General features: G+C 44.8%; 13 protein-coding genes. All 13 read right to left on the reverse strand.

The window, feature by feature from the left end:
* Positions 1–135: 135 nt before the first annotated feature.
* The 13 genes from BCU75_RS17850 to pilM all read right to left on the reverse strand — a co-directional run bounded on the left by BCU75_RS17850 (position 136) and on the right by pilM (position 14801).
* Complete coding sequence (locus tag BCU75_RS17850) at positions 136–2730, reverse strand: ExeM/NucH family extracellular endonuclease (protein WP_102474631.1); 2595 nt, start codon at positions 2728–2730, stop codon at positions 136–138.
* A 386-nt stretch (positions 2731–3116) separates the two neighbouring features.
* Entirely contained in the window at positions 3117–4133 is a 1017-nt protein-coding gene (gene trpS / locus BCU75_RS17855; protein ID WP_102474632.1) for a tryptophan--tRNA ligase, read from the reverse strand.
* A gap of 175 nt (positions 4134–4308) precedes the next feature.
* Positions 4309–4995 carry a phosphoglycolate phosphatase gene (locus tag BCU75_RS17860; protein WP_102474633.1) on the reverse strand — a complete coding sequence of 229 codons (687 nt, stop codon included), beginning with the start codon at positions 4993–4995 and terminating at the stop codon, positions 4309–4311.
* Between the two features lie 102 nt (positions 4996–5097).
* The gene (gene rpe, locus BCU75_RS17865; RefSeq protein ID WP_102474634.1) at positions 5098–5772 is read right to left on the reverse strand and encodes a ribulose-phosphate 3-epimerase; all 675 of its coding nucleotides are present in this window, start codon (positions 5770–5772) and stop codon (positions 5098–5100) included.
* A 200-nt stretch (positions 5773–5972) separates the two neighbouring features.
* The gene (locus BCU75_RS17870; protein ID WP_102474635.1) at positions 5973–6821 is read right to left on the reverse strand and encodes a Dam family site-specific DNA-(adenine-N6)-methyltransferase; all 849 of its coding nucleotides are present in this window, start codon (positions 6819–6821) and stop codon (positions 5973–5975) included.
* Between the two features lie 69 nt (positions 6822–6890).
* Positions 6891–8408, reverse strand: a complete 1518-nt coding sequence (locus BCU75_RS17875; RefSeq protein WP_102474636.1) for an AAA family ATPase — start codon at positions 8406–8408, stop codon at positions 6891–6893.
* Between the two features lie 79 nt (positions 8409–8487).
* Positions 8488–9576: a 3-dehydroquinate synthase gene (aroB, locus tag BCU75_RS17880; protein WP_102474637.1), complete on the reverse strand. Its 1089-nt coding sequence runs from the start codon at positions 9574–9576 to the stop codon at positions 8488–8490.
* 25 nt (positions 9577–9601) lie between these two features.
* Positions 9602–10120 (reverse strand): shikimate kinase AroK, encoded by a 519-nt coding sequence (gene aroK, locus BCU75_RS17885; protein ID WP_004729664.1) that lies wholly within the window; start codon positions 10118–10120, stop codon positions 9602–9604.
* 176 nt (positions 10121–10296) lie between these two features.
* The gene (locus tag BCU75_RS17890; protein WP_102474638.1) at positions 10297–12015 is read right to left on the reverse strand and encodes a type IV pilus secretin PilQ; all 1719 of its coding nucleotides are present in this window, start codon (positions 12013–12015) and stop codon (positions 10297–10299) included.
* A gap of 35 nt (positions 12016–12050) precedes the next feature.
* Positions 12051–12572 carry a pilus assembly protein PilP gene (locus BCU75_RS17895; RefSeq protein WP_372202235.1) on the reverse strand — a complete coding sequence of 174 codons (522 nt, stop codon included), beginning with the start codon at positions 12570–12572 and terminating at the stop codon, positions 12051–12053.
* Positions 12556–13185 (reverse strand): type 4a pilus biogenesis protein PilO, encoded by a 630-nt coding sequence (locus BCU75_RS17900; protein ID WP_102474640.1) that lies wholly within the window; start codon positions 13183–13185, stop codon positions 12556–12558. Before BCU75_RS17900 ends, BCU75_RS17895 begins: the two co-directional genes overlap by 17 nt.
* Entirely contained in the window at positions 13178–13792 is a 615-nt protein-coding gene (locus BCU75_RS17905) for a PilN domain-containing protein (RefSeq protein WP_102465050.1), read from the reverse strand. Before BCU75_RS17905 ends, BCU75_RS17900 begins: the two co-directional genes overlap by 8 nt.
* Positions 13776–14801 carry a type IV pilus assembly protein PilM gene (pilM, locus tag BCU75_RS17910; RefSeq protein WP_102474641.1) on the reverse strand — a complete coding sequence of 342 codons (1026 nt, stop codon included), beginning with the start codon at positions 14799–14801 and terminating at the stop codon, positions 13776–13778. The genes BCU75_RS17905 and pilM overlap by 17 nt, the downstream gene beginning before the upstream one ends.
* Positions 14802–14933 lie beyond the last annotated feature (132 nt).

The following is a 14933-nucleotide window of genomic DNA, read 5'->3' on the forward strand; positions in this document are numbered from 1 at the left end:
TGTGCAATACCCATGGCGAAAGGCAAGTGGAAACTGCATTTCGCCAACAATTAAGGCCAACCTAAGTTGACCTTAATTGTTTACAGATAACTTTCAGTTACCTGTATCAGTTGGCTTGCGCAGTTAACGATGTCGCTACTTGCGACGACGCCACATTGCTAAACCAAACAATGACATCAGTGCACCAAAGCCAAATGAACCGCCTACTCGTAGTTCAAGAACAGCAGGATCATGGTCCGATGAACGGAAGTGATCTTGATACTTAGGCAGGTCACCTTTGAACTCTTCGTTGTAGTCAAACAACGTCGACTCACCACCATTAATGTGCCAGTCGGTTGCATCTACTACCATCTCTTTCAAGCTGTCACTGATCAACAGATGATCCAGAGCACCAACTTCATCGTTGTATGAATAGCTCCAACTGTCCGGGTGCTTTTGAGCCACAGCATTAATGTAGCCGTAATTCTTAGTGATCACCGCACCACTGTCACCAAACTGCTCAGCGCCATCAATGTAAGTGTTACGAGCCGCTTTAATTTGCTTACCGTATTTCTCTTCAGAGTAATCCGTAAGCACCAGCATTGGATCTTCCATGCCGTACGAGTTCATATCCCCCAGAATCACTTTATGGCCTTTGATGCCGTCTAGCGCTTCACCCAGAGCAACTGCTGCTGCCACACGGAAGTTCTCACATGAGCCTTGCTTATCGGCGTCAACACCACCTTGGCCGCCCTGTTCAACAGGTGCTGCATCTTCCCAACACTTAGAACCTTTCGATTTAAAGTGGTTAATCGCAACGGTGAGTTTCTCTTTGGTGCCCTTAACTTTAAAGGTTGGCGCCAATGAGTCACGTTGGTAGTTCTTACCGTCTTCAATCACCTTGCCTGAATCGTCTAATACTTCTGGGGCTTGTTGGCTTGGCATCGCGATAACGCGGCTATCTTTAAGCTTAACCACCTTCTTACGGTAGATAACGCCTGTTGTAATAACGTCGGTACCAATCGAGTCCATCTCGTCGGTTACGCCATCTTCATTAGAATCAACAGCCACAAAGGTATAGCGGTCTTTCTTGCGCTCAATGCGGTCATTAAGTTGGTTAACGAGCTGCCCAATTGCAGAGCCTTCACCAAAGCCGTTGTTCTCAATTTCCATCAAACCAATGATGTCTGCATCTAAGCGAAGAATCGCGTTCACTATCTTCTCTTGTTGCATCTCAAACTCGGTGATGGTGTTCGCACCACGGTTGTTGCCGTGTTGGTTCGCGTCACCGCCAAATGGAGAGTTGAAGTAGTTCAAAACATTGAAAGTCGCGATGCGAAGGTCGCCTTCATCCATACCTGGTTTGTCGGTACGCGGATCGTTACGAACGAAATTTTCAGCCGAGATTTGGTTAGTTGTCACTAAGCGGTACTCACCGTAGCTGTAGGTAAGTACGCCTTCTAGACCAACAATGGTGTCATCAATACGGATGTAGTCTTCTGTTGAACCATCTTGATCAATATCGGTACGGCCAAAGTCTGGATAGAAAGGAACCTGTCCGTCACCCGCTTTTTGATCGGTTTCAACGAAAAGACGACGGTCTGCGTTATCTTCCGTTTGTTGTTTCGCGTCTTCAGAACCTGCTGCGAAAAGCTGGTTCGGCTGCATGTTAATACGCTCATGTGCCAGTACCATGTTGTTACGACGACCTGAGTAGTCATAACCAAAGGTACGAGTCACACGCATATCAAGCGCTTCGGTCGTTTTCACCAACATGCCTTCGTAGCGTTCAAGCGTTGCAGCGAAGTTCTCATCACTGTCTAGCGCTTCTATCGCCGTTGCTTCAGGTGCTTGTTGTTCGCCCTGTTTTAGCCATTGGTTGTTTTCAACTTTAAGCTGAGTATGGCTGTAGTATTCTTGAACCTTACCTTTCACACACACCACATCGCCCGCAGCCAGTTCTGAGCTCGATTGATTCGTGTGGATAAATAGACCTTCAGAAGTGCTTGAATTGAAGTCATCTTCAAGTGCTTGCAGGTAGAAGCCTTTGGTTATGCCCGTTGTCACCGCACTCACAACACCTTTCACGAAGTACTCATCGTCGGTGATGTACGGGTAGCCATCAATGAACGGTGATGTTCCGCCCTCGCCTTGGATCTCTTGAATGGTTGTGAATACTGGATCAGAGCCATCTTGTGTACAAGTGAACGCTTCTGGCAGTTCCACACTGTCTAGTGAACCTAGCCCTTCAATATTGTCCTTTGGTAGCGATACCCATTGTGAAGCATCAAACGTCGCAGAAGGTGTTTGTGTCGCACGAACCAAAGTAACATCTTTACCCCAGTCTACATCGCCCATCAAACCAACAACATCGTGTACCGAACCATCTGAATTCAAGATAGCCAGTGGATCATCACCATTATGGTTAGCAATCGAAGCATTTAGAATGTCAGTGATTGCCTTAATCTCATCACTCGCACTCGTATGAGCGACAACAAGCACCTCACCAGGTGCTAAAACGTGGCCATCTAAAGGTAAAGTGGCACCCCATGAGCCGTTGCCATTTGCTGATTTAGCCAGTGAATAACCATCTAAATTAATGCTGCTATCGCCGTTATTGCCAATCTCAACCGCTTTGTTGTAGCTGCCGCCTTCCACATATTGTGAAATAAACAAATCAGCGTGTGCACTTGCTGTTAGCAAGCTACCAATTGCCACTGCTAGCAATGAAGGTTTGTGTAAAAGAGCCATCCGTTTCACCTGAGTTCATCGATTTATAGTTACTGCCGTCTATTGGCAGTCATGTATTTTGTGGTAACTATCAGGTTTATTTATGAAAGGAATAAGTCAGTTGGCAAGAAAATGAGGAACTTATCACTTAGGGATTATCAATTGTTTGGCACGTTATGTATTTCCAACACAAATAGAAATGAGCTTAATTTTATAAAACTTAAAATCAGTGAATAAGATCAATAACACAGCATTAACAATATGAATATGTTAGTCCGACAATGTGTAAATCATCAATTCAAACAAGGGGGGCTATAGGGAATTCAAATAGGGCGGGCACTAAAAAGCCCAAAGTAAACAAAATCCACTTTGGGCTTAAATTTTCAAACAGCTTGTTTTAGTTAACCCTACGGGCGAGTAACAAAACCAACTGCTTCGTATGCTTTTTTCAGTGTGACTGCGGCGCGCTCAGAGGCTTTTTCTGCACCCGCTTTCATTACTGCATCCATGTAAGCACGATCAGCACGGATACGGTGGTATTCAGCTTGGATTGGCTCAAGCATCTCAACCAATGCGGCACCGACATCTTTCTTGAACGGACCATACATTTCAACGCCTTGATATTGCGCTTCGATCTCTTTAAACGTTTTACCCGTCGCCGCAGAGTACAGACCCATTAGGTTAGAGATACCCGCTTTGTTTTCCCAATCATGGGCAATGCGTGGTGGCGTTTCTGCATCCGTTTGCGCTTTGTTGATCTTCTTGATGATCGACTTAGGCTCTTCTAGCAGAGTAATCACGTTCTTACGGTTATCATCAGACTTAGACATCTTCTTAGTCGCATCTTGCAGGCTCATCACACGTGCATTCACTGTTGGAATGTAAGGTTCTGGTACTTGGAAGATTGGCGTTTCAGGGCCGTAGATGTTGTTAAAGCGATTTGCGATATCACGCGCTAGCTCTAGATGTTGTTTCTGGTCGCTACCTACTGGCACTTGGTGAGCACCATAAAGCAGGATGTCTGCAGCCATCAACACTGGGTAGTCGTATAGGCCTACGTTTACGTCATTTGAGTGACGTGCAGACTTATCTTTAAACTGAGTCATACGGCTCAATTCACCCATTTGTGTGTAACAGTTAAGAAGCCAACCAAGTTGAGCATGCTCTGGTACGTGTGACTGAACAAATAGCGTGCTCTTCTTTGGATCAACACCGACAGCAAGACAGATTGCTAATGCGTCTAGAGTCGCTTCATGCAGTGCTTTCGGATCTTGGCGAACCGTAATTGCGTGAAGGTCTACAACACAGTATTGGCAATCGTAATCATCTTGCATCTGTTGCCATTGACGTAGAGCACCCAAGTAGTTACCGATACTTAGTTCACCAGATGGTTGAACACCACTCAATACGATGGGCTTGCTCATGCTTTTAATTCCTTTGCTTGTTCGCTAAGCTCGTTAACTTAGTTTCTTAACGTAGTATCTGAAAAACTTAGCTTCTTAACTTTAAAATAGAAAGCCGCACAGCTCTTCTGTACGGCTCATCCAGTGTACTCATTGATAAGTATTTTGCTAGTAGGTTAGCTAACTTTTGTCCGCTTTATGCTGAAACTAGAACGACATCTAGTAATTGTGCAATGTTGTCTGCGACATAGTCAGGGTTTGATACTGAAATCGGCTCACCGTGATTATAGCCGTAAGTCAGACCAAACGAGTGGCAGCCTGCATTCTTAGCCGCTTTGATGTCGTTGCTTGAATCACCAACCATCAGCATCTCTTCAGCCTTCACATTGTGCTTTTCTAGCAACCAGTTCAGCGCCACTGGGTTCGGTTTCTTCTCTGGAAAAGAGTCGCCACCCAACACATCAATAAAGTACTTATCGATATCGTGCTGCGCCAGAACGTCTGGTACAAATTTCGATGGCTTGTTGGTAACAAGTGCCATAGTGAAACCTGCTTTATCCAACTCAGCGAGCGTTTCTTTTACTGATGGATAAAGGTGGCTTAGCTTATGACCGCCCTGCTCGTAGAAATCATCAAACAGGATGCGCGCTTTCTTCAGAAGCTCAGGCTCTAAGCTTGGGTCAACCGTCAAATTGCGGCTCAATGAACGTCCGATTAGAACATCAGCACCATTACCCACATAGTCGCGAACTTGTTCTTCGCTTACTGAAGAAAACCCCAATTCCTGACAAGCTTGGTCAGCGGCGACAGCTAAATCAGGCACGCTATCTAATAAGGTTCCATCCAAATCAAAGGCGATCAGTTTTATTGAGCTTAATGACATCTTACTTTCCTATTTATAATTTTCGCCTTATGAGTTGAGCTATAAGACGTAAAAAAGGGGCTAATGAGCCCCTTAATATTCAATCTATCTGTAGTTTTACGATTATGCGTTTACTTTTGCAAGCTCTGCACGCATCTCATCAATCACTTCTTTGTAATCTGGTTGATTGAAGATAGCTGAACCGGCAACGAACATATCTGCGCCCGCTTCTGCAATTTCACGGATGTTATCCACCTTCACGCCGCCATCAATCTCAAGGCGGATATCACGGCCTGATTCGTCAATAAGCTTACGAACAGCGCGCAGCTTATCAAGAGTGTGAGGAATGAAAGATTGACCGCCAAAGCCAGGGTTCACAGACATCAGTAGAATCATATCTACTTTATCTAAGATGTAATCAAGGCAAGAAAGTGGCGTTGCTGGATTCAATACTACACCCGCTTTACAGCCGTGTTCTTTGATTAGCTGTAGAGTACGGTCAACGTGCTCAGACGCTTCAACGTGGAAGGTAATCATTGATGCGCCGGCTTTAGCAAACTCAGGTACGATGCCGTCTACTGGCTTAACCATTAGGTGAACATCGATAGGAGCTGTGATGCCGTAGTCGCGTAGCGCTTTACAGATAGGAGCGCCAAAAGTCAGGTTAGGTACGTAGTGGTTGTCCATCACATCGAAGTGCACAACGTCGGCACCGGCTGCGAGTACTTTTTCTACGTCTTCACCAAGACGAGCAAAATCTGCAGACAAAATCGATGGAGCGATTAGAAAATCTTTCATACCAAACCTCTTAAGAGTGAGTAAATTGCGAATATCACCGCCTTGTGACATCTCGTACACAAATACAAGACTCAATCCCAAGACTATTTGGTGTGCAATTCTACCTAAGCACCTAAGTAGATTCTAGCAGTTCGAAAGATTAGTTTATGAAAGTACCCGTTGGTCACTCATTTTAATGAGTTCGAGGGTTATGCTGACGACTACAATTCTGTTGAAGCGTGTTGCTGGTTTTTCTCTTTATGAAAAAGTGCCAGTAACTCATCAACTTTATTACGCCCTGCGCCATTACGGCTAATGGTACGCTTAACCTTGACCACGTTCAATTCCGCACCATGGTATAGACGGCGCGTTAAGGTGGTGTCATGGTTTGAAATCAAGACAGGGATGCCTCGTTCCATTGCCGCTCTTTCTGCAACATCAGCCAAGGCCGCTTGATCATCTAAGCTGAAGCCATTACCCGCATAAGAGGTAAAGTTAGCAGTACTAGACAATGGCGCATAAGGAGGATCACAATAAACCACACAGCCTTTACGGGCGCGGCTAAAGGTCTCGCTATATCCTTCACAAACAAACGTCGCTTTCTTCGCTTTCTCAGCAAAAAATTCCAACTCAACTTCTGGAAAGTAAGGTTTTTTATAAGAACCAAATGGAACGTTAAAACCGCCCTTCTTGTTGTAACGACATAGGCCATTGAAGCCAAATCGGTTCATATACAAGAAAGCTAACGATCGATACATGACGTTATCTGTACCATTAAACTCAGCGCGAATATCTAGGAACGCCTCTCTACGGTTATTCTCAGGGCAGAACCAACGCTTCGCTTCAGTGATATAGGTTTCAGGATCGGTTTTAAGTAGATTGTATAGGTTGATAAGATCGGGATTGATATCTGCAAGCAGGTACTGTTCAAAATCAGTATTCAGAAATACTGAGCCGGCACCGACAAAAGGTTCTACCAATTTTCGAGCAGGTGGCAGGTGACGTTGGATGTCTTCAACTAGGCCATATTTACCACCAGCCCATTTTAGAAAGGCACGCTGCTTTTTCATTTACTGCTCTATCTATCAACTCAAAAATAAGGCTGCGGAATGTAACATATTTTGAGGCTAAGCTCAGGGTTATTTCGCACGTTCTATCTCTCGATGTACTTGATTCATCGATTTTGCCCAAGGTTCCAACTGTTGAAGTGGTTTTGATAATGCACTTACCGCGTCTCGCGCTACTTGAATCGTTGGGTAATCTTGATAAGTGATGATAAACCACTTGGTGTCGTTACGAAGTGTTGGATAAATACGAACCTTGTCCTCGACGTCATATTCTTCAATAAAAGACTGAACATCTTCTAATGACGTCATCGCGCTCAATTGTAAGGTATACGCGCGTGGCGAGATAGCTTGTAACTCTTCGCGAGCAAATGAGAAGGTGATCTTTTTCGTCGGCGGTGTTGATTCCGTTAGGTCAGTATCTCCATCAACTGAAGCTTGTGACTCGTTTTTCGCCGCATCAGGTTGCGCGCTAACCACGGCACCTGTGTTTTCTTCTACGGCAGCATCAATCGCACTGGTATCGGCACTTTTCGGCTTGTCATCAAGCAAGGCATCAACCACATCAGAAGTAATCACCACACGTTGCTGCTCTTGTTTCACCTCGCCAACACTGGCTGTACCTTCCACCACAACCGGTGGTAAAGATGAACTGTCATCGTCAGCACCTTGATAGCTCATGTCAGCTTCGGCTTCAGAATCTGAAGATCCGTCGACTCCGGCTTGCTCAGTACCACTTTCCACTTCAAACGTTGGGATAGCTGTTTGTTCAATGGGAGCGATAAGTGATTGCGCTTTATCGTCAGGGGTTGGTTGACTAAACATCCACCAATAGCCACCACCAATTAAAACCAACAACAAGGCCACCACAATCGCGATATTGATGGGTGAGCCAATAATTGAGCGAATAATAATCCTTTTTTCCACTTTCAATTCTCCTAAAGCCATTAACTCACCGGGCAAAGGTTGTGCTTTATTAAACGCACGTCGCACGCGAGTTTCAGACTCATCATCAACATATCGAATCACTAGGGATTCAAAGAAATGTTCCGCTTCTGGTTGAGAAAGATCATCGATCTCGAGGTCGATAGGCTTGTGTGGTTGCCCGTAACTAAGACGTGTTAGTAGCGTGTCTAGATGGCCAATTTCCGAGAAGAGAACGATATTGATCGTCCATTGAGGGTTTGATTGAGCTTCAAGTACCAACATCCATAATTCGGATACCAATAGCTCAGACAGTCGGTGGGCATCATCTACAACGATAACCACATTACACGACTCTCCATCCAGTAGCCTTGCGAGGCTATCTGATAAAGAATCATGTTGATTAAACAGGGGATCAGAAACAATTTGGCTAAGAATAAGCGCGCGACGCTGTTGATCGTCTTGGCTTGGGTGACAAAGCAGTAAACACTGATTTTTTTCTGTCGACCATGCTTCAAGGTAACGTTGAGCCAACCAAGATCGGCCAGAGCCAGCTTTGCCCGCAACCGTTACAAGGTTTGAACCAAAGTTAGTCAAAAGCTGTAAGCGCTCTAGCAGCTCAACTTGAGATTCTAACTCTAATACTCTTAATTCATGAGCCAAACTCATTGGGTATCCCTACTGATAAGATCGATCAGTAAAACGCTTCAGCTGCCTAGGGTTTAGCTAGGCAACCTCACAACCAAATTTAAAGAGTACGGCAGAAATCAATCGCTTGTTTAATGATGTCTTGAGGCACATCAGCGACCACTTCAGCGGTACCAATACTTGTTGGTAATACCAAACGTAACTGACCAGACAGCACTTTTTTATCACGCATCATGTGCTTCATAAAGTCTTCAAAAGACATGCTTTCTGGCGTATGGATTGGCAGTTTCGCATTCTTGAGTATAGAAATAATTCGCTCAAGTTGCTGCTGAGAGATCAGTCCCTGTAATTGAGCTGTTTTCGCTGCCATTACAGTGCCTGACGACACAGCTTCACCATGTAGCCAATTACCATAGCCTAGTTCTGCTTCGATCGCATGACCAAATGTATGACCTAGGTTCAATAACGCTCTGATTCCTGACTCTTTTTCATCTATAGCAACCACTTCAGCCTTAATTGCACAACAACGAGCAATCGCGGTAATCAGTGTGTCTTCATCAAGTTGATAAAGTTTCTCTAGATTCTGTTCCAACCAATCAAAGAAGACTTCATCGTAAATGATGCCGTATTTGATCACCTCAGCAATGCCCGCTGCGAACTCACGCTCTGGAAGCGTTGATAAGCAGTTAGTATCGATGATGACAGATTTTGGTTGGTAAAAAGCACCGATCATATTCTTACCAAGGGGATGGTTCACTGCAGTTTTACCACCTACAGAGGAATCCACTTGAGAAAGAAGGGTCGTCGGGATTTGAATGAAATCAATACCGCGCTGGTAACAAGAGGCAGCAAAACCGACCAAATCACCGATAACACCACCACCTAAAGCAATCACCACCACATCGCGGCTGTAATTTCCTTCAAGCATGTAGCTCATCACTGAGTTGAACGTTTCAAGTGTTTTGTACTGCTCACCGTCTGGCAACTCTAAAAGAGAAGTTTGACAGCCTACTTGATCCAACAGCGATAAAATTTTATCGGCATAAAGAGGCGCTACTGTCACATTACTGATAACAACAACTTTCTGTTTGCCTGATAAAAAAGAAAGGTACGCCGGGTCTTCAAATAACCCGGCGCCAATAGAGATAGGGTAGCTACGCTCAGCTAGATTGACCGTAATCCGTTCCATGGGTTTGCTCTCCGAAAAAATGAACTTAACGTTCTTCTAGCATTTTTACGATCTGGTTGGCTACCACTTTTGCACTTTGATCGTCGGTACGAACTGTGTAGTCCGCCACTTCGTCGTATAGTGCGTTGCGAGATACAGCTAGATCTTCTAGCACATCACGCGGGTTGTCTGTTTGAAGTAGAGGGCGTTTCTTGTCGCGGTTAGTGCGAGCAAGTTGCTTTTCAATTGTTGTTTCTAGGTATACAACAATGCCTCGTGCAGATAGACGGTTACGGTTTTCTTTGCTCAGCACTGAACCACCACCTGTCGCAAGAACAATACCTTGTTCTTCTGTCAGATCGTTGATTACAGATTCTTCGCGTTTACGGAAACCATCTTCGCCCTCAACATCAAAAACCCATGCGATGTCTGCGCCAGTGCGCTCTTCGATCACAGTGTCAGAGTCTAGAAACTCCATATGAAGTTGGGAAGCTAGGTGTCTACCAATTGTACTTTTGCCGGCGCCCATTGGGCCAACAAGAAAAATATTGCGTTTCTCAGCCATGTTTTTAGCAGTAATTTACAACGTTAATTCAATGACATCGCCACAAGGTAGGTCAGTACAAGTACTGAAATTAAAAGGCCTGTGGCACCGATTCCTCACAGATAATTCGTGATAAGACCCGAAATTATCAAGGTTAGGTGCCACTAATGCAACTTTATTTTTAATCTAATTGTTCATTACTGAATCACAACTTTGGGTGTAACAAAAATAAGTAGTTCACTTTTACCCACATTTTCATAGCTACGACGGAACAATGCCCCCAAAACTGGCAGGTCTCCTAACAGAGGAACTTTATCCACTGTACTGCTCACACTGTGCTGAAATATCCCGCCAAGTACGACTGTTTCACCATTATTAACAAGCACTTGCGTACCGATACGTTGAGTGTCAATGGCAACAGCCTCACCCGTTCCCGTTTTCACGACTTGCCCTGGTCTATCTTGAGTCACGCTTAAATCCAATACCAAACGATTGTCGGGCGTGATTTGTGGTGTCACCTTAAGACTCAATACTGCTTTCTTAAATGCGACCGAAGTAGCACCACTTGAAGATGACTCTAAATAAGGAATTTCAGTACCCTGCTCAATATAAGCGGGCTTTTTATTGGTGGTGATTAAACGTGGGCTAGAAATAATCTCAGCTTTTGACTCTTGTTGTAGTGCCGACAACTCAAGATCAAGTAAGGTATCTGAACCCAGTTTAGCCACCTGAAACGCAATGCTTGATGCATTAGGAGATGTAGCCCCTAGATTAACGTTGAGGAAATCGTCAATCGCACTATTCCCACCATTATCGTCATACGGCGTAATTTGCGATGGATGGTTGCCCTCTATCGAGCCGCCAACTTTGAAGCTACCGTTGGTGGAAGAAACACCCCAGCGCACCCCTAACTCATCAAGGTTACCCTCGGTAACGGTTACAATGCGCGCCTCGATCTGGACTTGCTTTACGGGGATGTCCAAAGATTCAATGATGCCTCGTATCACGGCAATGTTTTCTTCCAGTTCACGAATCAATAGGGAATTGGTGCGTTCATCAATGGTAATCGAGCCACGATCAGACAACATGCTCACCGCACCTTCACCGCCAATCATGTCGGCAATGTCGGTGGCTTTAGCAAAATTAATCTTGATGATTTCCGACTTAAGCTCCCCCAACTCCTCTTCCAAGCGAGATTTCTCTAACGCTTGTTGCTCTCGAAGATCGAGTTCTGCTTTTGGCGCCACCAAAATAACATTGCCATCAATGCGCTTATCTAGTCCTTTAACTTGCAAGATAATGTCGAGAACTTGCTGCCAAGGTACGCCATCTAAACGTAAAGTTAAGTTACCAGCTACCGAGTCAGACACGACGAGATTGAAATCGTTGTAGTCAGCAATCAGCTGCAGGACATTTCGTACCGGGATATCTTGGAAGTTAATCGATATCAGCTTGCCTTCTTTTTCTAAAACGCTTTTCTCTTTGGTCGCTTCATTGATAGCAGGTTTGCTGATCACCACTTCTATGAAACGACCTTTTAAGTTATATTCATACTGATAGTCACCAGCGATCGTCGCCAACAGTCGCGTGCTGGGCGTCTCTTTATAGATTTCGATACCCTCCACTAGGGTCGCGAAATCCTTCACATCCAAAAGATAAAGCTTATCGTCATTAACTTGAGTATTGAGTAATTCGATACTTAAACCTTCCTGAGCACGTTGCACATCCACCACAGCGGTGCTGGTTGCCAGTTCAATAACAATGACGGCGTCTTTATCCTTGTTTACCCTAAAATCAATATTCTCCAATTGATTAGGTAAGCTCTCGGCGTGACTGAGCACACTAAAGACCAGCATCAGAGACACGATTATGCCTTGCAGCCCTTTTTTTATTAACCCACTTATTCCTTTGATCATATTTACATCTCATATCCACATCATGTGACATTGGTTTACTTCAGAGCCAGTCTAACGTTGCGCTTATGCCAACAACCTAAGCCATCTGGAAGAGTTTCATTAATCTGAACGTACTGGCTCGTCACTTTAGTAACTCGGCCATTATTTAAGCCAATAAACTGGCCTTTCTTTACGTTTACCACGTTCCCTTTGGGTGTTTGCACTAACCCAAACACACTTGTTCCGCTTCCCATGACGCCTCTTAAACGAAGCTTACTCAGCGGGTACTTCTCTAATTTGCCATTGCGAGAACGTGCGCTAGGTTGCCAACAGTCTTTCTTAACTAAAGGCTGATTTTGCACGATGGCTTCTTTAGGAAGCTCAAACGGAGGGCGAAATGTTCTTCGTTGATAGCTAGCGGCTGCAAATTCCGTTGCTGGGACAAGCTGATCGACCTCTTTTTTTGCCTTAGCTTCCACTTGCACCACAAAGTTTTCTAACGACTCCTGATTGGCTTTACAGCCTGACAACGCGAGCAGTAACAATAGGGAATAAAACATGCTAATGGGTTTCATCATTCACCTCCGATTTAAATTGGTAGGTGTAAGCTCGAACCCGAAAATGCAGCGTGCTACTTTCTTGGCTCACTCGCTGCCAATTAACATCATCAAAGCTGATGATGCGCGGCAGTTTTGCAATGGCCGCAGAGAAATCACCAATCTCGTGGTAGTCACCCGTCAGTTCGATATTGAGTGGTAAACGATAGAGAAACGCTTTGTTCTGCTTCTGCCCCCAGTCAATTCGCGTAAATGTCAGCTTATTATCTAACCCAAGCTCGTTCACTGAGGCCAACATACTGGCCAACTCCTTTTGAACGGGTAATTGCTCCAATAAATAGTCGTAACGGCTAGTTAACTCATCCAACTGGCTCTGAAGCTTAGGTAAGGCTGCAACCTTATTAGCCTTTATTCGCAAGGTCGCTTTTAAGGTCTGCTCTTGTTGCTTCATCTGTTGTAGCTCATCATCAAGTGGCAAAACATAGAGCCAAGTACCCACCCCTTGGATAAGTATGATCAACGCCAAAATCACAAGTAATTGAGGCAGTAACGGCCATTCGGTGATTTCATCAACATCAAGATCTTGCAAGTTCATCCTATTTTGCCAACTAATCCTATTTTGAAAGTTAGCCATGATTCGCCCCCTTATCTTTTATGTTTGCGGTTGTGCCCTCTGCGGTTGTGTTTTCTAAAGAAACAGGGCTAAACACAAAAGAAACCTTGAAGGTCTGAAACTCTTTATTGAAGCGCTTGCGGTTATGAACGATGGAGTGCATCTCGACCCCTTCCAGAGAATCAGAACGCTCTAGGTTGTCCAACATGGTGGCGAGACGAGCGGTGCTGTCACTGATGCCCGACATTTCAATCTCCTGACCATTCATCTTTATCTTGTCGACATACACGCCCTCAGGAATAAGTTCCGGCATCAGGTTCATAAAGTCAGTGGTCTTGTTGCGACCAAGCTGCAGTGTTTCGACGACATCAAGCCTAGTCAGAATCGCTTTATGCTCCTGCTCCGCGACCTTTAATGACTTAATTTGTCGGTCGAGTTTGGCAATATATCGATTGAGATAACTAAGACGTGCTTGCTGCTTGGCTTGTTGGTCGTGAAAATAGTGACCAACCGCCCATTGCCCTGCAAGCGCGATGATGACACCAAGAATGATCAGATGGATAAAGCGCTTCTTGTGCTGAGCACGAATCTCATCACGCCACGGCAACAGGTTAATTTGATGCAACATGCTTTTCTCCCTGCCACTTGAGTCCACTCATCGCCATACCCGCCGCAATACCGAAATGCTGCCAGTTCGTTGGTAATCGACATCGCTTCGCCACCTTATTCTCAAACAGAGACAAAGGGTTCAGTGACTCGCAACTCAACTGAAATTGACGTTCTAGCTCTTCGGTTACCATAGGAATGCTGGCGCCCTCGCCCATCAGCCAGATCCCTGAGATAGGTTGCTGTGCATTTCCTGATGAATAGAGCTGTAATTGACGCTTGAGCTTCTCAATCAAATTAACAATAAATTGATGTGTATCTTCCGTGGTGGCGAACACACTCTCGATATCATTTGCAGCACTATTACAGCGAAGGTCTTTGGTACCAAAAGCGATATCTTTATAAAACGGTGCCAAACCTTGTGGAATAATGCCTAGCGACGTTTGGTCGATTCCCACATCCACCAGCAGCCAGTTTTTCTTTTCGGGGTAAAGGCGCGATGCCATTTGCCAGATGTTAAGCAGCCCATGCGCCTGCGTGTCTACCACCACCGGTTTAAAACCAGCTTTGGTCAAAGCTTCCGCTCGGCTGTCGACGACTTCCTTACGAGTGGCGTATACCTGATAACTGCTTGTCGAACCTTTACCAAATCGTTTGTCTTCCAGCTTTACAAAATCTAAACTCAGCTCCTCTATCGGAAAGGGAGATTGATGAGCAAAGGTTTGATAGATCGAAAACTCTTTTTCTCTGTCTTCTAACTCACTCTCTATTTGCAGTACTTTGCTGATCACCGTGTTATCAGGTACTGAAATGGCGACGTTGCAACAGCCAAAAGGCAGTCCTTTCCTAAGTTCTTTGAGTTTCTTAACAGTTTTCTGATACTCCAGAGTATGGTTAGCTGTAAAAATGTCGTCCGAAATCGGCAGCTCTTTGTATCCCACTAGGGCATACAACTCCCCCACGGGTTTTAGTACCACAGCTTTGATGCTGTGATGATTTATATCTATACCTGTAATTAATGATGAACCCATGTGACCTAGCTCCTGAAGTGCCAAGCATTTCGTTGATTATCTAGGGGTTGTGATTATTAGTTAAATAAGCGTTAATAAACGAAAGCTAAGTTTTTAGCCTAGAGTACAAGGGTTTGCTGCTTATCAGCCTTA

The sequence above is a fragment of the Vibrio splendidus genome, from assembly GCF_002873455.1.
GTDB lineage: Bacteria > Pseudomonadota > Gammaproteobacteria > Enterobacterales > Vibrionaceae > Vibrio > Vibrio splendidus_J.